Here is a 21,349-nt window from a genome sequence, read left to right as displayed (position 1 = left end):
CGTTTTCTAATTAACCCAATCATTATTAGTGGAAGTAAAAATGTTTAATTACCCTAAAAATAAGTTAACTATATCTATTACATTAGCGTTAAGTGCAGCGACAACTTTTTCTGCTTTTGCTGATGAAGCTACAGAAACTAATCAAGCAATAGAAGAGGTTGTTGTTGTAGCATCACCTATTCTTGATAGTCAAAAAGCTGCCTTAGAAGCAAAGAAAGAAGCGACTAACTTTGTTGATATTATTGCTGCCGATACTATTGGTCGTTTTCCTGACCAAAACTTAGCAGACTCTTTAGGCCGTATACCGGGTGTTGCTATTGAGCGTGACCAAGGTCAAGCACGTTATATTAACTTTCGTGGCGCACCATTTAAATATTCTCCAATCGCGATTGATGGCGTTGTTATTCCCGGAGCTGAAAATGGCCGCGTAGCTCGTTTTGATTCATTCCCTTCTGTTATTACTAGTCGTTTAATTGCCAACAAAGCAATTACACCGAATATGCCTGGCGATGCGGTTTCTGGCTTTATTAATATTGAAACACATGACCCATTCAAATTTGATGGTTTTGCCTTTAATGCTGATTTAGGATTTGGTAAGCAAGACTTAGGTGGCGGAGATATTAGTAAAACGGCACTTAAAGCATCTTATTCAACTGAAAATTGGGGTGGCATGATTTACACCTCAAACAATTCTCGTGATCAAATTACAGATAACCGTGAATACGGTTGGCTTAACGATAATCAACTAGGTAGTGTTGAATATCGTAATTATGAAGTAACTCGTGAAGATGAAGCCTTCGGTGGTAAGTTAGAGTATCGTTTTGATAATGGTGCTGGTCGCGTGTTTTTATCGTTATTAGAAAGTGAATTTAACGATCATGAATTGCGTAACCAATACGTATTAGATATTGAAGGCGGTATGGATGCATTAAGCCTTGAAACACCAACAGGCCAAACTAACACTGTACCTTTAGCGCTTGTTGAACGCTGGCTACAAGACGGTAATTACAAAAGTAGTACATCAACTAAAACATTAGGCTTTGAATACGATATTCAAGGTTGGTTATTAGAAGGACGCTTAAGTGATACTCGTTATGTTGGCTCTGAAGCAACTCCAAACCAAGTTGAACGTTACGGTAAGCGTTACATGGCTGGCGTGCGCATTAACTACTAATCAATTTAATATAAAAACATCATTCAGAGATAAGTCTTAACGCCTTATCTCTGAAAATAAACCAATACAAAATTCTTATTATAAATACAGGATATTCTCATGAAAAAACTATCAATAATCGCGTCAGCATTCGCATTAACGTTCGCAGGCTGTACATCAACGCCACCAGTGAATAACATTAGCGACTTAACGGTTACGTTTAACGAAAATAATGGTATGTATCAGTTAAACTGGCAGGCATCAAATGAAACACAAGACGTTGAAATATTAGTGGCTTCAGATAAGTCAGGCGCTGACGCTAAAGTAATAGGCAAAGCAGCAGCAGAACAATATCAGTGGAAAGCTGAAGGTGAAAAAGGACGTAAATACTTCACTGTTATGCCTAGTAACGGCGAAGCTGATAGCGCAGCAAGTCGCTTATTACCGCTTGAAGGTGGTCGTAATTTCCGTGAATTAGGTGGATATGAAACCGTTGATGGTAAAACGGTTAAATGGGGTAAGCTTTTCCGTTCAGGTGCATTATCAAACCTAACTGAAACGGATTATCAGTATATTGATAACTTAAATATAAAAACGGTTGTTGATTTTCGTGATAATAATGAAAGAGCAACAGAGGTAACAAATTGGCAAGCAAGTGACGTAGAAGTTGTAAACAAAGATTACGGCCAAGTACTTGATATGAAAAAATTTGCTAAAGCGTTGATGGATCCAACATTAGACGAAGAAAAAGCCACAATGTTATTTGCTTCTATGTACCCAAGCTTAACTGACACGCAAAAAGAAAATTACACAACCATGTTTAATCGCTTATCAACTTCAGATGATGGCTTATTATTCCATTGTACTGCTGGTAAAGACAGAACAGGTGTTGCAGGTGTATTAGTTTTAACAGCGTTAGGTGTTGATAAAGAAGTAGCAATTCAAGATTACTTATTATCAGAGCAATACTTAGATCCTGAAGAGTTGTTCCATGTACCTGAAAACATGTCTGAAGAGCAAAAAAGAATGTACGCTTTTTTTAGCAAGTTACCACCAGAAGTTATGCAAGTATTTGCTGGTACGCGTCGCCCTATGATTGAAGCGGCTATTGCGCATATGGAAGCTCAATCAGGCTCAGTATTAAATTACATTCAACAAGAACTTGATGTGTCAGATCAAGACTTAGCTAACATCCGTAAGCATTATTTAAACTAATGTTGAACTAATAGAAGTAAGTTAAGTAATGGAGCGCCATGCAGGAATCTAGTCAACTACCTTCGCTTCTGGAGGGCGCTCCTGTTATATTCTTTAATAAATATCGAACGAGCATGGATATAAGTGATTGAATATATTTCCTTTTCAAAAAATAGTCAATTTTTAACTATTAACACTTTTTATTCAGTATAATAATTTTAATTTATATCTTAATAGTTAACGTATTGTTAGGAATATAACCTAATTTTAATAACCCAGCAGTTAATGGTGCCATTAAAATATTGTTTTGGTATAATTATTTGTATAAAAGTTCAATAAAAGTTTTAAGGAATAAGTAATGGGAAACCGAAGATTGTTTTGGCGAATAGTTGATAGTATTGAGGCTTCGATAAACTCAGGACAATACTCTATTGGAAGTAGGTTACCACCAGAAAGAGAGCTTGCAGAAATATTTAATGTCAGCAGACCTACAATTAGAGAGGCAATTATAGCCTTAGAAGTAAGAGGTCGTATAGAAGTAAAAACTGGATCTGGCGTTTATGTTATTGAAGATGTAAATAATACTAATTCAACTGAAGTATTAAATGCTTTTGAGGTAACGCAAGCTAGAGCACTTATTGAAGGTGAAGTTGCCGCTATCGCCGCAACAACTATTACAACAGAAGAGCTAAAACAGCTTAAAGCTACTCTCGTTGCTATGAAAAATGATAAAAATGTTGAAGCAGCAGATGAAGAATTCCATAAAGTTATAGCTAATGCTACAAGAAATGGGGCTATGATTTTATCAGTTCATAACCTTTGGAAATTACGATCGTTAACACCAGAAATTGTTAATGACTATAATCGTGTTTGTAGTAGTGATAACAAGAAAACCCTTGCAGAGCATAGTGCTATATACACTGCTTTAAAATCAGGTAATGCTTCTGAAGCCCGAAGTGCCATGCATAGTCATTTTAATCGGTTAATTAACTCATTATTTGAGGTTGTGGAATCAAAAGCACTTGAAGAAATTAAACGTAGAAACAATGAAAAAAGAGAGCTCTATTCTATACCTGCATTAAAGCTAGTTGATTCGCAAGTTTCATTACAAACAGAAAGTGTTTAAATATTGAGCTCTGTTTTTATTAAATCAATTGTTTTCAATTAAATAACGGTACATTTCCACAGTATGATAAGCCGACTTTCCTATACTGGATTTAGGAACAGCTGTAATAGGCGTATTATTTAAATTAAAGTATTCGCCTCCGTTAACATGATCAATAAAATTGCTTTCAAATAAATTAAGTAGATCGGCTAATTTTTCGTAAACGTCCGGTAAAAAGGACTATCAATAAATACTTTTTAATAGTTAACTGTGCTTTAGTTAGATAAGTTTTTGGTAATAACAAGCAGGATACTTGTTTATGGGCGATTTACTGGACTTTTCAAGCGATTATCGAATTGCCTAACAATATATGTAAAAACATTCATTTAACCAATAAAAGCGGTTAAATGAATGTTTTTTATAATTATCATATAGTCCCTAGAAGTAAATAATTATATTCATATTTTAAAGTTATTTATACATAGTTATCCGCGTTACTTGGGTTAGTTCAAATGAAAATGTTTGAAAAGTTATTTTTTATTGCCAGCTGTATCATGATTATTTTCAGCTTAGGGATTATTTCCAATAAATTCAGTTTATTTCCTTCTCGTGTATTCGACTATCTTTATTATAATTCCGAGCAGGTTTTAAAGAGCCTTAATGGCGAGCTTCCTTGGTATTATGTTAAACACGAAATGAAACAGCCACAAACGATTGAAAATATATCAGAAATACAGCCGGGTCTAACATTGATAACCTCTATGGGGACATCGTTTATCCCAAATATTAAAGTTATTAATCAACATGGCGTCACCATAAAATCTTGGCAGTTAAATTGGTTTGATATATGGTCTGAATCAACACATATTCCTGAAAATATGATCCCAAAATCACTCCCAGGAACGCATATTCACGGCTCAAAATTATTGTCTAACGGAGATATATTATTCAATTTTGAAAACTTAGGATTAGTTAGAGTCGATATTTGTGGTAATGTCGTATGGAAGTTATCTAGATTGACTCATCATTCAGTTAACCAATCAGTAACAGGTGATTTTTGGATTCCAAGTCAAATCAGGTATCAAAATAAATTAGAAGGGTTTCCTAATTTAATCCCACCATTTAAAGATGACTTTATACTTAAAGTATCTCCAAAAGGTGATGTTTTGAAAGAAATTTCTATCGCTTCACTTTTGAGAGATAATGGCTATGAAGGGTTACTATATTTATCAACTATAAAAAGCCGTGATACTTCTGTTACTGGTGATTTATTCCATCTAAATGATATTGAAGAGTTCCCTCCTCACCTTAAAGAAGGACTTTTTTCACACGGAGATTTGCTTGTATCATTAAGAAATATCAGCACGGTATTGGTATTTGACCCTACTAATTTAGAAATTAAATTTATAAGTACTGGCTTGGTTACACGACAACACGACCCTGACTTTATAGATGGTAATACGATATCTGTTTTTGATAATAATACGTCGGTTAAAGGAAGGCGAGGTCAAAGTCATATAGTCTTTATTGATGCGTTAAGTGGGCAAAAAACGAATTATTTTTCTGGCACCAATAAAATTCCATTTTATAGCAATATCATGGGTAAACACCAATGGCTCAACAATGGAAATTTACTACTCACGGAAGCGATGAATGGCAGGTTAATAGAAATTTCACCACAAAAGAAACTGGTTTGGGAATATATTAACTTTGTAGATAATCCTGCTGTTGCAGGTATAATAGAAGGTGGTGAACGCCTCTCGGAAGAATTCGACATCAATTTTTTTCAACAAAAACAACAAGAATGTGAAGTCAGGTAATATATGATAAGAAATCTAGTTTTATTTTTCACACTAATCTTCCCTTTTTACGCATTTTCATATGTCGGACCAGGAGGAGGTCTATCTGTTATAGGTTCGTTTATTGCCCTAATAAGTCTAATTTTTTTTGTTTTAATAGGTTTTATTTGGTATCCACTTAAACGTTTTTTTTATAAAAAAGAAAACGATTTAGATAATGATATACCTGAGTAAGTGAACAAATGATTGCTCATATTGAAGCAATTTTAACTCTATTTTTAATTGCTTACTTATTTAATAAATTGTCACTTGTGAGCAGGGCAAAAAATATTATAACCCTTTCTCAAGAAACGAAAAACGCCCTATTAGACCAGTCAAAAAGTGATTACGAAAAAGAACGTATTACCCAAAAAATAGCTATTGAAATGCTAAAGCTGTTTTTTACCATTAACTTTTTAAGCTGTTTATGTATGGGGGTACCTTTTTTAATTTTGTATTTAATTGTGCCCATTACCGGTTATTCGATTGAAGTTATTTATTCACTCCTTAGTTCCCCTATTTATATTGCTTCTTTTGTTTTTATTAGCCTATTTATACATGTTTATGACTCAAAAAAATGATAGAGCTTATACATAAATTTGCATAGTAGTAAAAAGTAGAGGAGTCGGTTTTAAATTATGCGGATTTATAATTATGAATAATAGTATAAAGTACCCATTGATCAGTGTGTATATGCCGACAAAAAATAGGTCCACTTTATTAAAAAAAGCAATAGACTCGGTTTTAAGTCAAGATTATAAAAATTTTGAGCTAATTATTATTAATGACGGCTCTATTGATAAAACATTTTCCATACTACAAGATTATCAAAATAAGCATAAAAATATTCACTGCTTTCACAATAAAACCAGTGTAGGTATTTCTCGAGCAAGAAACCAAGCTTTAGAAAATTGCTCAGGTGAATTTGTAACAGGCCTTGATGATGACGATCACTTCTACCCCGATCGCTTAAGCTCTTTAATGAACTATTACGATGATAAATACAGCTTTATTTGTAGTAGTGTGGTGTGGGATTTTGGTACCCGAAAAAAAGTTGCTGATAGTCATCGTAAAATAATTAACCTAACAGAACAGCTAAATTATAACCATGCAACAACACAAGTTTTAGTTAAAAAGGAAAGGCTTATTTTAATTGGAGGGTTTGATAATAGTTTAGTGGCAAGAATTGATTATGATGCGTGGACACGCTTAATTGAAATGTATGGTTGTGCTTTACGTATTGCACACCCGTCATATATTTTAAATCGATATACAGACATAGAGCGTGTCACATCAAGTAATAGCGATATCATAGGTAACCATCAGTTTTTAGCTAAACATAAGCGCCTGATGAATACTCATAACTTAATTAATCATGAATTTAGAGATTTATATGCCCGTAACGCTCCGTATAGCTTTAGAACCTTTATATCGCACTTACCTGCTGGCTATATGTTAAATAAATTAAAGTACTATATACGTATCAATTTTTTACCTAGGTGGCATAAATAGTCATGCTTAAAATAGAAGTTAAAGGTGTTGAGTTCAATAATAAAGGAGCTGAGCTCATGCTACTCAGTGTTATTCAAGCACTCGATATGCATTTGTTGACTTATCAATTAGTATTATCACCCGGATTTTTATTGCCCTATGAAAAAAGGGCAAAGCTTGGGGCTTGGCAAAAATTTAGTTTTAAACTTTTCGGAATAGACTGGACATGGTTAGGAAACTTTATTCCTGCACCAATGCGTAAAATGCTAAATCATTTTGGTATTATCGTTGAAAAAGAAATTGATATAGTGCTAGACGCTTCTGGCTTTGTTTATAGTGATAAATGGGGGGGGCAGCGATTAAGAGAAACCCTTAAACACTTAAATAGAATACAGAAAAAAGGTCAACGTTATATTTTTTTACCCCAAGCATTTGGACCATTTACGGAAAGGAATATTGATTTGATTCAAAGAATAATGACTAAATCAAAACTAGTTATTGCCCGTGATCAAGAATCTTATCAGCACATAATTAAAATAGGTGACGCTTTATGTTTTCCGGATTTAACACCACTGCTAAGTGTTAACGATATATTGTTACCTGATAACCTGCCTGAAAAATACGTTTGTATAATTCCTAATCATAAAATGTTTTCAAAAAAATCAGCAACCGATAAACAGTCTTATATTCAATTTTTGATGAACTCCGTCGAAGCGGTTGAAGAGTATGGTCTAACACCGATACTACTCAATCATGAGGGAAAGGAAGACTATGAAATATGTATGAGTATTTCTGCTAAAAAAAATAATGGATTGATGGTTCTAGATAGTTTAGGTGCACTGCAAATAAAAAAGATTATTGCACATAGTACTTTTTGTATTTCTTCACGCTTTCACGGTTGTATTAGTAGTCTTTCTCAGGGAGTACCTGCTTTGGCGACAAGCTGGAGTCATAAATATGAAGAACTATACCGTTCATACCAATGCGAAGGCTTTTTACTCGACATTATGATTAGTAAAGCGGAGCTATTAAGAAAAATAGGGTCCATCATCAATAAGCGTGAACAACAATCGAAAGAACTGCAATATTTATCTCAAATACATAAAGCGCAATGTAAAGATATGTGGGAAATTGTTTTTGATAAAATGAAAAATTAACGATTAAATTAGTTTTCCAATAAAGGTGAACAATCGTATTTATATAAAGAAGGATTGAGCATCTGACTACCTCATTGCATACAATAGGCTTATTAGTATAATGTTAGGTATAAAGCTTATTGCTCGAATATATTGATAACTGTTTTTGAAAATACTTTATATATAGCAAGATCACAAATTGAAAACCATCCAATAGTAAAAACAGTCATCGTAAGGTTTTTACTAAAACATACTTAACTCTCTTAAGGATATAAATGAATGCGCGTCAGGGAAGTTATAATTTATTTGATAAAGCCTTACATTATTGCGCTTTTAAAAACGTTAAATTACAACTTAAGCTTGCTCAATATGAAACAGAAAGATATCAAATTCATAAACAAAATATAACTATAGATAAACCCGTTTTTATTACCTCGTTACCTCGCTCGGGCACCAGTATTTTACTCGATGTATTAACCAAGACAGAAAAATTTAGTTTTCAAACCTATCAAGATATGCCTTTTATATTTTTACCTTTACTTTGGCATAAATTTAGTCATAAATTTGAAAAAAAAGTAGGTAAAATAGAACGTGCTCATAGCGATGGATTACATATTAATTTACATAGCCCAGAAGCATTTGAAGAGGTTTTTTTTAAAGCGTTTTGGCCGCAATCTTATCAAAAAGCGCAAATTTCCATTTGGAGCGAAAGTCATAATTTAGCATACGATAAATTTTTTCAGTGTCATATTCAAAAGTTGATTCTTAGAGATAAACAAAAGGGGTATTTAAATAGAACCCGATACATATCAAAAAATAATTTAAACATTTCCAGAGTTAAATATTTATCTCAGCTGTTTCCAACAGCAACTATTTTGATCCCATTTAGAGAACCTTTGCAACATGCTATGTCGCTATTGCGCCAGCATCAGAATTTTACGCTACGCCATGAGAGCGACACATTCTCTCAAAGGTATATGGCTGACATTGGACATTTTGATTTTGGTAAAAATTTAAAACCAATTAATTTCAATAATAGAAATGAGACGAGTAAATATAAACAGAACACATTAAATTTTTGGTTAGAATATTGGATACAAGCGTATAGCTACCTTTTAGATAATAAAACAGAAAACTGTACATTTTTTAGTTTTGATTTGTTGTGCGAATCACCGATGCAAAGTTTAAATCATTTGGCTGATTGCTTAAATATTGAAGCTGAAACTGTATTGAAATCTTTGAGCATAATAAAAAAAATTGAAACTCATGATCTAGAGATAAAATCAGTTAATAAACAACTCATTGATAAAGCCTATATATTACAAAATAAGCTATTATATCTATCCATTAATTAAGTTGATAACAGCTATCTGTTAAATATGAATAAGGAGGATAATTACCATTAAAACTATTACGAGAAACCTACGAAAAAAGCTAGGCTTTTATTATCACTTTATTCAGCAGTATTATAAAAATAAAGCTGTATTTAAACAGATCATCGATTTAAAAGAGTACCCTCTTACCTACTTTTCAGCCCTTGAAAATAAAAATATTGCAGAAAAAGATGTACTGACTCATATAGAAAAAGGCGATATTATCATTGTTAAAGATCTAATTTCACAATTAAATCTTGAATCAAAGTTTTCACAACTTACACGAGACTTTTTTGCTATTCAACAGAATCAACTTGATGATATTCATAATCTTAAAAGTGTTGAACAAATTGTTGATGATGCGCTTGCAGTAAGGCATAACGTATCAACATTAATCTTACAGTCATCAATCATGAAGCGTTTACTTGAACCACATGTTTCTGCTCCTTATGTTGAATTACAGCCTAATTTCCGTTTGCATTTACCCTATAAAATAGTAAAAAATCATGAACAGTTTATAGAGTCACGCATGGGCAGAGGTAAACTTAACCCACATGGTCAACATAAAGACTCTTGGCGATACCATCCTAAAAATACAATTAATGTATGGTTAGCACTTACACCAGCAAATAAAAATAATGGTTTGTCTATATTACCTAATAGTGCTGAGTATCACCCTAAATTTGATGTCGATAAACAAGAGATTGCTGCTGGAGTAAAAACCTACCCTGTACAACAGTATATTTCTGATATGGCTGCTGGAGATGCATTATTATTCAAGGCTGAGTTGTTACATGGTTCTATTATTAATACTTCCGAAAAAACGCGTGCAACTTTATCTATGCGCTGTACGACCACTAAACCCAATTTTCATAAAAAAGTAGTTTATAATTATATTAAGATTAGCAGTAAAAAATTTGATAATTTAAGCTTTGATAAATTAAAGCCGATAGGAAAATTCGAGCCGGCTTCAACAGATTGTACTTTTGCGTTAGCAGAGGAAAAAAAAACGAGTATTAAACCTATAGAATATGATGAAAATTATATAAAGATAGATATTAAAGGTGAAATATATTCGTTTCCTCGATGGTGTTCTCATGCGGGAACCGATTTACTCAATGGGGAATTAGATGATAATGGTCATTTACTTTGTCCATCTCATCGTCTTTGTCATTTAGGTAAGCGCTGTAAAAAATGAAGTTCAATACTGAATTTAATTTTAATCAACTGAAAAAAAATATTTTTACTAATTCTCTACTATTGTTATTTGAGAAAATTTTACTTTTAGCTGGAGGGTTACTGCTATCCGTTTTATTTGCTCGTTTGTTAGGACCTGAAGATTTTGGTAGATATAACTATATTCTGTCTTTAGTTGCTTTATGTGTTCCTATTTACAGTTTAGGCATAGGTAACATTTTATTAAGAGAGCTTAATGAACAACATGCTTTGGCGCCGACGTTATTAACGAGCTGTTTCAAAGCCCGTTTTCTAACAGGTATATTTGTCACTATTGTGGTAATCACGATACTCTTTTATATGTATGGTGCCAGTTGGAAGCCTCAATTAATCACGCTGCTACTTTTTGCTAATATTTTCAATGCTTTTGAAGTGTATGAAAAATGGTTTCAACACAAATCAAATATTAATAAAATGGTCTATTGGCGAGCATCTTGTTTTATATTTTTTACCCTTTTAAAAGTAATAATGATCTATCAGTATGAAAGTTACATAGTGCTTTTAGTGATTATGAGTTTAGAAGTCGTAACTAAAAACATTGGTTATTATTTTTTATATAAAAAATATACAAAAATAACGGTAGAGCCGAAATTCAATAAAAAATTATTTTTAAATGTTTTTTCCCAATCAAAATATTTGATTGTTTCATCTTTGGCTGCTGTAGTTTATCTTAAAATAGATATTCTAATGCTTGAATCGATGGTTGATTCAAAAACAGTAGGTATATATTCGGTTGCTGCTAAAATATCTGAGATTTGGTATATATTACCCCAAGTTGTCATTACTGCGCTTTTCCCCACTTTAATCAGTTTAGCAAAAAGCAATAATAAACGTTATTTTAAAACACTACAGAGTGGTTTTGATCTTTTGTTTATTAGTGCAGTTATAATCAGCACGTTAATCTATATTTTTAGTCCAATGCTTATCCAAACACTCTATGGCGATGACTACAGTGAGGCTAGTACTATATTAAGAATACATATTTTTTCCTGTATATTTATATATATGAGAATATTATTGAGCCATTGGTTTGTGTCTCAAAAGCTCGCTAAGTTTTCGTTATTTAGTCAAGTTTCTGGTGCTGTTGTAAATGTGGTATTAAATTTACTGTTGATACCCGCTTATGGAGCTTTAGGGGCCGCAATAGCCACACTAATTTCTTATGCGGTCAGTGCTTATGTTTGTTTATTTTTATTTAAGAAAACACGTGTAATTGCGCTTATGATGACTAAATCCATTTTATTCATTTTTCGTTTACACAAGGTAGATCTTTTGAGTAGTCGCGCACTTAAGTAATATTCAATATTTCAATTATTTCTTTTGCTTTTACAAAAGGGTTATCTTTATATGTTGCGGGTGAAAAGTCGACACTCAAAGGTAATAACGTTTCCAACTGATTTAGTTCAAAACAGGCCAACCCATAGTGATTCTCATTGACGTAATTTACTATTTCAACTTGATGAGGGTCTACGCGATGATTATTTAGTACTACAATTATTTTTTTTCTTAACTCCAGTAATTTAAATATTGTCCCTGCCCCTCCGTGTGTAATTACAACATCAGCATCTTTATAATAACTAATAATATCGTCAGTAAACCTAAAATAAGAACCACTGTTAGGGATATAATGACCATCAGATATTTGATACGTCATATGCCAATTTTTATCCTGTGCTATACGGTCGACTTCTTTAAATAGTGCATCAATCGAGTATTACCTACTGTGGTAAATATTTTCATAACCTTCCCGAATAAATAGCTCTAGGGTATTTTTTCAATAATGATTCATTTTGCACATAAAATTTATTTGCTATGTAATACATCACTTTACCTGTGTAGGATCGAGAATTAAATCTAGACCAATCTTCAATATGAATTACGTTTTTGTTCATTAATCGTAATATCAATGCAGGAATTATGACCATACCAGTTCCTGTGGATACCATGCCTGAAATTTTATAGTGTTTTAATAGATAGACTGTTTGAAGAAAGGTCATATAACCTGTATGACAAAGTTGAATAGGTGCACGCCAAACATTAAATTTATCTCTCGGTTCAGGACAGACTATATGCTCCAATGCACCAAAACAGTCTTCTAGATCAGCAATAGATACAAACTTAAGATCTGGTTTTTGCTGCTTTAATAAGAATAAAAGTCTTTCCATCGCATCTTTATGGCCACCTTTACTGTATATAGCTAAAAAAACTTTTTTACTCATACATAAATTCACTTAAAACCGTATATTTACTGCTTAAATTACTAATGGTTGTAACCCTCTATATTAATTTCAATATTTACGTTAATTATTTAACTTATGAGTATCATTAATGATGCTTTCGTTGAGTTCTATATATTTTAAATGTGACTGTGAATGAATCTCACCGTAACTAATTTTATCGATACATTCTTTTAATGCGGTTAAATTACCATGATAAAGTGCTGAGTATTGTAAAGAGAATTGTTGTCGATTTTTGACCGCATTGTAGTTTTTTTTACATTCTAATAAACACTTTACTAGCTGCCGTAAGTCATTATTGTATACAATAAAATTATTGCCTAGCAAGCCTTCACCGGCTACATGTACTGATTTATTTACGTAGTGAGAAGTAACCCAGTGGCTAAAAGGTGTAAATATAAAATTACCACATAATTGATTTTCTACTATTGGTAATCCGAATGATTCCTTGAATGATAGAAATAGCGCACTATGTTCTCGGTATATTTTTTTTATTTTATTTTGACTATAAGTACCTGAAAGTTCTGTGTAGGGAATATTGCTCTCTTCTAGTGCTTGAATTTGTAATGCACGATATTCTTCAAAACCTGGTCGTTTAAAGTCGAGTAAAACTTTAAATTCTTTGTCTATTCTTGGTCTTAATATATTATCTCTCAAATCATGGCCTATTAATGAATAGGGATGATTTTCTTTACTTAAAGGATAAATACTACTAATTGATGCCGCTAAATACCAGTCATAGCGCTCTAGACCAAAGCCCCCAGCTTTCAAAATGATATGACTCCAATTACCTCGAGTAGGCAAATAGTAATTTTGATATAAAATAATAGGGACTGTGTTGTGTTGTTGTCTTATTTTTTCTATACGGTGTAGCTTTTTTTTCAAAAAAGCATCAGGAATATTACATACAACGATAATGGCATCATATTTACTGAGTTGATCTTCAAAATATTTAACTGATTGCCAAGTTGACGTTTGATGTTGTAAATATGTGTTAGGTTTGATGATATTCAAACTAGATTTAATAACATTTTTACATTTTATACTGACATTATTAATATAACTATAATTAAGCATAGCTATACCATTATCAAATATTTCAGACTGCACAGATAACTGGGTTAACATACTCTGTAAACCCGTAGCCATAGGCTTTATAAAACCAGGAGCATTATTTGCTAGAATTGCAATTTTCATGGTTTATATAATTAATAAGTTGTTGTGATGTTTTTTTATGAGAATAAGGTATTTTTCCTTGGGTTTGTGCATAGCCCACAGCAATAAGCATCGTTGGTCTAACAGTGTCAGGTAAGCTTAAAAGTTGAGATATTTTTACCTCTAATCGTTCAATATCCGGCCAGTTTAATGCGCACGAACTTAAACCTAATGTTTCTAAGGCTAACATAAATTGCATACTAGCTAACGAACTATCAATATAAATTAAATGCCTATCACGCTCTGTAGGGTAATAAGATAAATTACCAGTTACCACAATTAAGCATTGAATATTATGGGCAAAGCCAGTAGTTCCTATGGGTAAGGAAGCGAGTGTAGATAGCAATGGTTGCTGATCAATAATATTGAACATAAAAGGCTGTCGATTGCAGGCACTAGGTGCTGTAGATGAGATATTAATAGCTTTCTCTAACAATTCTCTTGATACCTGTTTAGGTTGAAACCATCTGACCGAACGACGTTGATGACACAAAGCCGAGAATTGTTCAAAGCTAACGTCTGACTTGATTTTATCTGCAAAAGCATAAGGTACATTGTTAAATATATTGTTTTCAGGTTTGGTTTCAATGCTTTTTTCAAAAATAGTTTTTATCTTTTGCGGTAATAAACACTTGTCAATGGAGATAAAATATAGACTTAGTACCTCTTTCGCCCACAAAAGCTCTTCCTTGTCATGTTCAGTATTTTCACATGATTTTACATATTCATTTATTGTTTCATCAATATAGTTTAGCGCAAAAATAGGCTTTTGCGGTTGCATGATTAATCCCTTTTCTATTCGATGAATGTTACGCCTCAATAATACACTACTATTGTCACCTCCCCCTTGATGCTTTAAATATGTGATTCGAGCCTTCAAAACAGACTGATGTTCTCGTGAAAACTGTTGGCTAAAAAAACAATAATACAAAGATGAGGAAAAGCGTGAAAGCGAAAAAAAACTTAGCAATAATAAATTTATCTTGGTCGACATACCAAGTAATAATAACTTTATTGAATTCGGTATATATTTTTTAATGAGCAATATGATCAGAGATCCTCAGTAATATTTTTATTTGTAAGAAGTAAACTTTTATCTATATTGTTAAACACTTTATCCCAAGTGTAATTTTTATGCATAAGTATTCTTGATTGCTCATTAAAAAAAAGCCATTTTTTTTTGTTTGTTAATAAATCGAGAACACAAGTCGCAAAGTCGGTGGGATCATTTGTAACATAAGCATGCACCTCATTATCTAATTTTATTCCCTCTGCAGCAATGGGTGTCATTACCGTTGGGACTCCTCTGGAAAGGCTATTTATTACTTTAACTTTTATGCCACTACCAAACCTTAAAGGACAAATAAAAACCCTATGCGCTTGGTAAAGTTCGTCTAATTGATCAACAAAACCTAATAGATTTATTTTAGGCTCCAATTTTAACAATTTGCGACTAATTTGTGGGGAGCATTTCCCTGCGATTGTAAAAACAACATTAGGTAGCTGCGCCTTAATTAATGGCCAACTGTATTTTAGAAACCATAATAAACCATCAATATTTGCTTCCCAAGTTAAGGTACCAATATAAAGTATATTTAACCGTGTTTTTTCAAAAGTTAAATTTTCAAGTGTTAGATTACTAGCGTCACCTAAATGAAAAGTGTTTAAAAACTTTTTAGGATTAGCGCCAATTTTTGTTAATGCCGTTTTATCATTCGGCGCAGCAAGTGTAGTATGTGCGCGCTCAATCATATCTAATTCGTAATGTTTAATTCGGTATGACTCAATATACAATAGTAATTTTTTTATTGGGTTTTTCACCAGCTTTGCATATCTCGACCACATAATGAACTCAGCATTGTGTTGATGAATAACAATACGACCTCTAAAATTTGATGGAATATATTGAAACATTAAATAATGATCGATAAAAATTACGTCATATTTATGAGCTATCAAGTCAACTTTTTTCTTTAGGTTGAATGAATAATTACGATAAATAGTTAAAGGCAAAGAAAGGAGATAACTTGATAATAGCGTCTTAAAATTTCTTTTCCTCTCCAAGTTAAAACTAAAAATATTTAGCTTCGGTTTAACTTCTTTATACTGGGTCAAATTAACTTGTTCTTGTGGACTCTTTATTAAGCAACCTAGGGAAACTTCGTGATTCGTCGATAGGTGTTCTAAAATTTTAAAGCTCTTTATGGTACCGCCACTAATTGTAGGGTATGGGACCTGAGGGGTTAAAAACAAAATTTTCATTGCGGAAAAACCATATTGCTACTTTTATTTACTTGGAAATATATAGTACATAAAATAAATATTTTGACTATCACTAAAGTGTAAATCTGTAAATCGGGGCACCCATGAATTGATTTTAATAACTTCAATCCATGGGTGTCCTGTTTTATCTGTTTTCTTTTTGTTAAAATACAACTGTGTATATATACAGTTACTAATAAATCCCGCTTTCTACCATAAAACAGGAAATTTTCCCGCTATCACTCATCAACCAGTTATGTTGAAAAGTATAATATATTGATTTAAAAGCAGTAGTGTAATAATCTGTGTGATAATTAAAAATAAGTAGTAAAACTTCCCTCCGTGGATAGGAGGAAATTTTCCTGCTAATAAACTGTTAGGTGTATTGGGTTACTTGCGTAAGGTATATTTTTTGATTCACGTTTAGTGCATCAATTATGTATTCTAAAACGTAATTTAACTTTGTATTTATCGCGCGTATATTATTGTTTCGCGGTGTTGCGTAAAATTGAGCAAAGCAGTTTATTTAACTTTTTTTGTGCGCTAATTTCTCAGTTTTTACTGCAAGATTTCGTGCAAGACTTTGCCAATTACTTTATTGTGGTTTGGTAAGTTTAGGTGGCATAAACTCTAATCAGTTTAAACACCTAACAAGGCATTAAAGCAGGACAAAAAACAGTTTGCTGTTTCGTGCCTCAACATTTTAGCAAACTACTTTTTGCCTCTTAATGAGGCGTTAACTGGCGCGTTGGTCAGGAGCTTAATTTGAATGTTTTGCTAAACATGAAAGCACATCGTTTTTAGCAAAGTGTTTATTTCGGCATTGTGGAAAGTAGTTGAGCATCAGCTCAATTCACACCATTTATTGGAAATGAATAAACAAGTTGAAATGCACCTCAATTTACCTGAAACCTTTGCTTTATTATTGCGCTGTGTTGAATTTTTAGGTTGTAGTTTTCGGCTTCTAAGCTTGGTGCTCTGTTCATCGGTTGGCTGCAAAACTCTTGGGTTTGCGCGCCGAGTTAACAAGGCAATTAAACGGAAAAATTACAGTTGGCTATTTTTCGTTCCTCAAAATTTTAGCCAACTATAATTTTCCGCTTATTGCGGCGTTATATGCTCTTAGTAATTTTGTTTTAGAGCAAGAGAATTTACAGTGTGTTTTGCGCTAAACTCGGTTTGGTGTTTGCACTAATAAGCGTTGCCTTTGCTTTTTATAAGTAATGTTTTTCAAAGGTGGCAACGCTATTATTTTAGTTCTGACTTTGGTGAGTAGCTTCAAAAGTTCACGGTCAGGTTTTTATATTACGGTGCCTTAAAGTTCGTGCAGTATTTAGTTCAACGTACGCTGCATATAACAAGGCACTCAAACGGAAAATTTACAGTTGGCTGCGGCTCGTGCCTCGCGCATTTTAGCCAACAGTAATTTTCCGCTTAGTGTAGCGTTATATGCATCAACTGGGAATCAGTATGGCAATCAGACATTGTAATCTTTGTGAAAGAAAAGTCGAAGCAAAAAGGGAAATCGGGGTTGGGTCTCTATTGTTAGTTTTATTAACAGGCGGTTTATGGTTAATTGCTTTGATTTTTTATGGTGAGCGCTGCTCAATATGTAAAGGTAATTCTTTGTCTAATGAAAAGGGACAAGCAACTTATAGTATTGGTCATTTTATGTTGGGCTTACTTGTCCTTTTGTTTGTAATCAATTTAATTATAATGTAAAGCATATAACAAGCCGCTCAAGCAGGACAAATAACAGTTGGCTGTTGCTCCTGCGTCGCACATTATAGCCAACTATTATTTGCCTCTTAGCGGGGCGTTATATGCCACCACTTGTTCAAGTAATATTTTGTTGTGGTTTTGGTGTTTTAATAAATAGTATTGCGCTTGCTTCGTTCTTTTTCGTGGTAAGTTTTAGCGCAGCCAAATAGTTTTAAATGTGTGGCTACACAGTTTTCGCCTAACGTGTTTGGTGAATCCATTTACATAAGTGTTAGCGGCTCAAATTCATGGTTAGTGGCAAAGTGGTGGTTCGTTGTTAGTTCTACTCATTCCATTCTACTAACTTTTATATTTTTTAAACGTTATGTGTTTTTTAACCAGTAAACATATAACAAGTTGCTTCATCGGACACGTACAGTTGGCTGCGGCTCGTACCTCGCGCATTTTAGCCAACCATACTTAGCCGCTGAGCAAAGCGTTATATGCCACCACTTGTTCAAGTAATATTTTGTTGTGGTTTTGGTGTTTTAGAAAAGAGTATTGCGCTTGCTTCGTTCTTTTTCGTGGTAAGTTTTAGCGCAGTCAAATAGTTTTAAATGTGTGGCTACACAGTTTTCGCCTAACGTGTTTTGGTGAATCCATTTACAAAAGTGTTAGCGGCTCAAATTCATGGTTAGTGGCAAAGTGGTGGTTCGTTGTTAGTTCTACTCATTCCATCCTACTAACTTTTTTATTTTTTAAACGTTATGTGTTTTCTAACCTGTAAACATATAACAAGTTGCTTCATCGGACACGTACAGTTGGCTGCGGCTCGTACCTCGCGCATTTTAGCCAACCATACTTAGCCGCTGAGCAAAACGTTAGTTGGCACAACTTGTTCAAGAATAATTTTGTGTAAATAGGAAAGTTATCTCGCATAAACTGCATTTGTTTCAGTTCTTTTATGTGGTTAACTTTTTTGTGAATAATTCGTTTAGTATTTTTTGCTCAACAGTTTTCGCCTAACTAGTTTGGTAAATCCAATTGGCAAAAGTGTTAAGGCTCAAATTCACGGTTGGCGGCAAGTTGTGCAGTGCTTTTTAGTTCTTACTTATGCCATTGAATTTCAGTGTTGTTGGTGAGTAAAATGTGTTTAACTATCAACCAACTAACAAGGCAATCAAACGGACAAATTACAGTTGGCTGCCGTTCGTGCCTCACTATTTTAGCCAACTGCAATTAGCCGCTTATTGTGGCGTTATATGCTCTTAGTAATTTTGTTTTAGAGCAAGAGAATTTACGGTGTATTTTTCGCTAAACTCGATTTGGTGTTTGCACTAATAAGCGTTGCCTTTTATACCTTTTTCAAAGGTGGCAACACTATTAATTTAGTTCTGACTTTGGTGAGTAGCTTCAAAAGTTCACGGTCAGGTTTTTATATTACGGTGCCTTAAAGTTCGTGCAGTATTTAGTTCAACGTACGCTGCATATAACAAGTCACTCAAAAGGACAAATAACAGTTGGCTATTTACTCCTTCGTCGTCTATTTTAGCCTACCATTATTTGCCTCTTAGTGAGGCGTTAGTTGCCTCAAGGATGGCTCATGTTTCAAACTTTGGTGATATGTCTTTTTATTTTGTCTATAGTCGCATTTATCAAAAGTGTTAGTGACTTTATAAAAACGTGGAAAGTTGAAGCTCCATTACATTGGAGACAGTGGGAAGAACCAGAGTTTATAGATCTATACAGGCAAATGTTCACGAGGCTTTGGCCTGTTGTCTTTGGCAAAGCTTGCGAAGATGCAAATTCAGAGTTACTTGTAAAAAAGCGAAATGATATAAGATTTACTTTAATCGTTGTTTCATTACTATTTGTCGCTGGAACTGCGTTTAATGGTTTCTCATTTGATATATCGCCACGTTGGGTGAGCTAAACGGCAACTAACAAGCTAATAAACAAGGACAAAAAACAGTTTGCTGTTTTCGTTCCTCAACATTTTAGCAAACAATTTTTTGCCTGTTATTAGGGCGTTATGTGTCGCCACTGTTCGAATAATACTTTATTAGGCTTTGGCGTTTAATTTAAAATGTTTGTGCTTGTTTCGTTTCTTTGTTGTGGTAACTTTAGCGCAGAAAAATTGGTTTATGCTTTTGGTTACACAGTTTTCGCCTATTTCGTTTAGTGCGAATAATTAGCTAAAGTGTTAAGGCTCAAAACTCACGGTTTGGTGGCGAGTGGCGATCTGTTTTTTAGTTCTACTCATTCCACGCTAAAACCTTTTGTGGATTTGGGAAAGTGCAGTGCTTGCCATGCAAAACACACATAACAAGCCAATCAAGCAGGACAAAAAACAGTTTGCTGTTTTCGTTCCTCAACATTTTAGCAAACTATTTTTTGCCTCTTATTGGGGCGTTAGGGCTATTCAGCTAGCTCATATATTTTTAACTAAGGAGAGTCATTATGGCCGGAAAAATCAAGTTACCTCACAAATGTCCAAAGTGTGGTGTTATTGCAAAAACAGAACCTGAATTGGAAAAGATTTTTGGTTACAGAACCTTAAATGGTGGAGTTAGTAACCAAAGCCAGTGTAAAAAGTGTAGATAAGGATATTTTATGAGTTTCTGGAAAAAAGCTTTAGATGTCACAAAGAATGTTGCTACAGCTGTTGTAGGTGAAATAGAAACAAAAGCAAATGAACTACGAGAACTAAAGCAGAAGTATGAAGAGAAAAATGATGATGAATTACTCAAAATAGCTAAGAATGACGGGGCTTTTGGTAACTCGAGTAAGGAAAGGAGCGTTGCTGCATCAATATTAAAAAAACGAGGTTACTCGGTAGAGGAATTGAAGTCATAGCCCTAACAAGCCAATCAAACGGAAAAATAACAGTTGGCCATCGCTCCGCGATTATAGCCAACCATTATTTTCCGCTTATTGGGGCGTTAGTTGGCACAACTTGTTCAAGAATTATTTTGTGTAAATAGGAAAGTTATCTCGCATAAACTGCATTTGTTTCAGTTCTTTTATGTGGCTAATTTTTTCGTGAAAAAGTAGTTTAGTATTTTTTGCTCAACAGTTTTCGCCTAGCTCTGTTTGTAAATCTAATTATCAAAAGTGTTAAGGCTCAAATTCACGGTTGGCGGCAAGTTGTGCAGTGCTTTTTAGTTCTTACTTATGCCATTGAATTTCAGTGTTGTTGGTGAGTAAAATGTGTTTAACTATCAACCAACTAACAAGGCAATCAAACGGACAAATTACAGTTGGCTGCCGTTCGTGCCTCACTATTTTAGCCAACTGCAATTAGCCGCTTATTGTGGCGTTAGGCATCTATATTGTATTCGAATCACATTTATCATTTATCAATGTTTTTTTATGTATTGTCTATGGTCCTTCCATTTGATGAACACT

Annotated in this window: 18 protein-coding genes; 13 read left to right on the top strand and 5 right to left on the bottom strand. The window is 33.5% G+C overall.

Annotated elements, in window-relative coordinates:
• Nucleotides 1-40: 40 nt before the first annotated feature.
• The 10 genes from KO502_RS09620 to KO502_RS09575 all read left to right on the top strand — a co-directional run bounded on the left by KO502_RS09620 (nt 41) and on the right by KO502_RS09575 (nt 11,822).
• Nucleotides 41-1,174 carry a TonB-dependent receptor plug domain-containing protein gene (locus KO502_RS09620; protein ID WP_216022367.1) on the top strand — a complete coding sequence of 378 codons (1,134 nt, stop codon included), beginning with the start codon at nt 41-43 and terminating at the stop codon, nt 1,172-1,174.
• 99 nt (nt 1,175-1,273) lie between these two features.
• Complete coding sequence (locus KO502_RS09615; RefSeq protein WP_216022366.1) at nt 1,274-2,368, top strand: tyrosine-protein phosphatase; 1,095 nt, start codon at nt 1,274-1,276, stop codon at nt 2,366-2,368.
• Between the two features lie 337 nt (nt 2,369-2,705).
• Entirely contained in the window at nt 2,706-3,473 is a 768-nt protein-coding gene (locus KO502_RS09610; RefSeq protein WP_216022365.1) for a FadR/GntR family transcriptional regulator, read from the top strand.
• A 491-nt stretch (nt 3,474-3,964) separates the two neighbouring features.
• The gene (locus KO502_RS09605; protein ID WP_216022364.1) at nt 3,965-5,272 is read left to right on the top strand and encodes an arylsulfotransferase family protein; all 1,308 of its coding nucleotides are present in this window, start codon (nt 3,965-3,967) and stop codon (nt 5,270-5,272) included.
• A gap of 221 nt (nt 5,273-5,493) precedes the next feature.
• On the top strand, nt 5,494-5,871 hold the full coding sequence (locus KO502_RS09600; protein WP_216022363.1) for a hypothetical protein: 378 nt from the start codon (nt 5,494-5,496) through the stop codon (nt 5,869-5,871).
• A gap of 73 nt (nt 5,872-5,944) precedes the next feature.
• Entirely contained in the window at nt 5,945-6,802 is an 858-nt protein-coding gene (locus KO502_RS09595; RefSeq protein ID WP_216022362.1) for a glycosyltransferase family 2 protein, read from the top strand.
• A 2-nt stretch (nt 6,803-6,804) separates the two neighbouring features.
• Nucleotides 6,805-7,938 (top strand): polysaccharide pyruvyl transferase family protein, encoded by a 1,134-nt coding sequence (locus KO502_RS09590; RefSeq protein WP_216022361.1) that lies wholly within the window; start codon nt 6,805-6,807, stop codon nt 7,936-7,938.
• 254 nt (nt 7,939-8,192) lie between these two features.
• On the top strand, nt 8,193-9,272 hold the full coding sequence (locus tag KO502_RS09585) for a sulfotransferase (protein WP_216022360.1): 1,080 nt from the start codon (nt 8,193-8,195) through the stop codon (nt 9,270-9,272).
• 430 nt (nt 9,273-9,702) lie between these two features.
• A complete protein-coding gene (locus KO502_RS09580; RefSeq protein ID WP_216022359.1) occupies nt 9,703-10,488 on the top strand; it encodes a phytanoyl-CoA dioxygenase family protein in 786 nt (261 codons plus the stop codon).
• Nucleotides 10,485-11,822, top strand: coding sequence for a flippase (locus tag KO502_RS09575; protein WP_216022358.1), 1,338 nt, complete (start codon nt 10,485-10,487; stop codon nt 11,820-11,822). The genes KO502_RS09580 and KO502_RS09575 overlap by 4 nt, the downstream gene beginning before the upstream one ends.
• On the opposite strand, the gene pssE is transcribed toward KO502_RS09575, so the two are convergent.
• The 5 genes from pssE to KO502_RS09550 all read right to left on the bottom strand — a co-directional run bounded on the left by pssE (nt 11,815) and on the right by KO502_RS09550 (nt 16,240).
• Nucleotides 11,815-12,234 (bottom strand): PssE/Cps14G family polysaccharide biosynthesis glycosyltransferase, encoded by a 420-nt coding sequence (gene pssE / locus KO502_RS09570; protein WP_354668318.1) that lies wholly within the window; start codon nt 12,232-12,234, stop codon nt 11,815-11,817. The genes KO502_RS09575 and pssE overlap by 8 nt on opposite strands.
• A gap of 28 nt (nt 12,235-12,262) precedes the next feature.
• Nucleotides 12,263-12,745, bottom strand: coding sequence for a PssD/Cps14F family polysaccharide biosynthesis glycosyltransferase (gene pssD, locus KO502_RS09565; protein ID WP_216022356.1), 483 nt, complete (start codon nt 12,743-12,745; stop codon nt 12,263-12,265).
• 81 nt (nt 12,746-12,826) lie between these two features.
• Nucleotides 12,827-13,960 (bottom strand): hypothetical protein, encoded by a 1,134-nt coding sequence (locus KO502_RS09560; RefSeq protein ID WP_216022355.1) that lies wholly within the window; start codon nt 13,958-13,960, stop codon nt 12,827-12,829.
• Nucleotides 13,935-14,759 (bottom strand): nitroreductase family protein, encoded by an 825-nt coding sequence (locus KO502_RS09555; protein ID WP_216022354.1) that lies wholly within the window; start codon nt 14,757-14,759, stop codon nt 13,935-13,937. Before KO502_RS09555 ends, KO502_RS09560 begins: the two co-directional genes overlap by 26 nt.
• A 269-nt stretch (nt 14,760-15,028) precedes the next feature.
• Nucleotides 15,029-16,240 carry a glycosyltransferase gene (locus KO502_RS09550; protein WP_216022353.1) on the bottom strand — a complete coding sequence of 404 codons (1,212 nt, stop codon included), beginning with the start codon at nt 16,238-16,240 and terminating at the stop codon, nt 15,029-15,031.
• 1,470 nt (nt 16,241-17,710) lie between these two features.
• Here KO502_RS09550 and KO502_RS09545 point away from each other — a divergent pair.
• The 3 genes from KO502_RS09545 to KO502_RS09535 all read left to right on the top strand — a co-directional run bounded on the left by KO502_RS09545 (nt 17,711) and on the right by KO502_RS09535 (nt 20,797).
• The gene (locus KO502_RS09545; protein ID WP_216022352.1) at nt 17,711-17,962 is read left to right on the top strand and encodes a hypothetical protein; all 252 of its coding nucleotides are present in this window, start codon (nt 17,711-17,713) and stop codon (nt 17,960-17,962) included.
• 1,582 nt (nt 17,963-19,544) lie between these two features.
• The gene (locus tag KO502_RS09540; protein ID WP_216022351.1) at nt 19,545-19,874 is read left to right on the top strand and encodes a hypothetical protein; all 330 of its coding nucleotides are present in this window, start codon (nt 19,545-19,547) and stop codon (nt 19,872-19,874) included.
• 680 nt (nt 19,875-20,554) lie between these two features.
• Entirely contained in the window at nt 20,555-20,797 is a 243-nt protein-coding gene (locus KO502_RS09535; RefSeq protein WP_216022350.1) for a hypothetical protein, read from the top strand.
• Nucleotides 20,798-21,349 lie beyond the last annotated feature (552 nt).

It is taken from the genome of Colwellia sp. E2M01 (assembly GCF_018860585.1).
Lineage (GTDB): Bacteria > Pseudomonadota > Gammaproteobacteria > Enterobacterales > Alteromonadaceae > Colwellia.
Note: the sequence above shows the minus strand (reverse complement) of the source record. Positions and strands in the feature narration are given on the sequence as shown.

Bases quoted from the DNA above. Each gene is read 5' to 3' on its own strand.
- KO502_RS09620 (WP_216022367.1), top strand. From the start codon at position 41: ATGTTTAATTACCCTAAAAATAAGTTAACTATATCTATTACATTAGCG.
- KO502_RS09615 (WP_216022366.1), top strand. From the start codon at position 1,274: ATGAAAAAACTATCAATAATCGCGTCAGCATTCGCATTAACGTTCGCA.
- KO502_RS09610 (WP_216022365.1), top strand. From the start codon at position 2,706: ATGGGAAACCGAAGATTGTTTTGGCGAATAGTTGATAGTATTGAGGCT.
- KO502_RS09605 (WP_216022364.1), top strand. From the start codon at position 3,965: ATGAAAATGTTTGAAAAGTTATTTTTTATTGCCAGCTGTATCATGATT.
- KO502_RS09600 (WP_216022363.1), top strand. From the start codon at position 5,494: ATGATTGCTCATATTGAAGCAATTTTAACTCTATTTTTAATTGCTTAC.
- KO502_RS09595 (WP_216022362.1), top strand. From the start codon at position 5,945: ATGAATAATAGTATAAAGTACCCATTGATCAGTGTGTATATGCCGACA.
- KO502_RS09590 (WP_216022361.1), top strand. From the start codon at position 6,805: ATGCTTAAAATAGAAGTTAAAGGTGTTGAGTTCAATAATAAAGGAGCT.
- KO502_RS09585 (WP_216022360.1), top strand. From the start codon at position 8,193: ATGAATGCGCGTCAGGGAAGTTATAATTTATTTGATAAAGCCTTACAT.
- KO502_RS09580 (WP_216022359.1), top strand. From the start codon at position 9,703: ATGAAGCGTTTACTTGAACCACATGTTTCTGCTCCTTATGTTGAATTA.
- KO502_RS09575 (WP_216022358.1), top strand. From the start codon at position 10,485: ATGAAGTTCAATACTGAATTTAATTTTAATCAACTGAAAAAAAATATT.
- pssD (WP_216022356.1), bottom strand. From the start codon at position 12,745: ATGAGTAAAAAAGTTTTTTTAGCTATATACAGTAAAGGTGGCCATAAA.
- KO502_RS09560 (WP_216022355.1), bottom strand. From the start codon at position 13,960: ATGAAAATTGCAATTCTAGCAAATAATGCTCCTGGTTTTATAAAGCCT.
- KO502_RS09555 (WP_216022354.1), bottom strand. From the start codon at position 14,759: ATGCAACCGCAAAAGCCTATTTTTGCGCTAAACTATATTGATGAAACA.
- KO502_RS09550 (WP_216022353.1), bottom strand. From the start codon at position 16,240: ATGAAAATTTTGTTTTTAACCCCTCAGGTCCCATACCCTACAATTAGT.
- KO502_RS09545 (WP_216022352.1), top strand. From the start codon at position 17,711: ATGGCAATCAGACATTGTAATCTTTGTGAAAGAAAAGTCGAAGCAAAA.
- KO502_RS09540 (WP_216022351.1), top strand. From the start codon at position 19,545: ATGTTTCAAACTTTGGTGATATGTCTTTTTATTTTGTCTATAGTCGCA.
- KO502_RS09535 (WP_216022350.1), top strand. From the start codon at position 20,555: ATGAGTTTCTGGAAAAAAGCTTTAGATGTCACAAAGAATGTTGCTACA.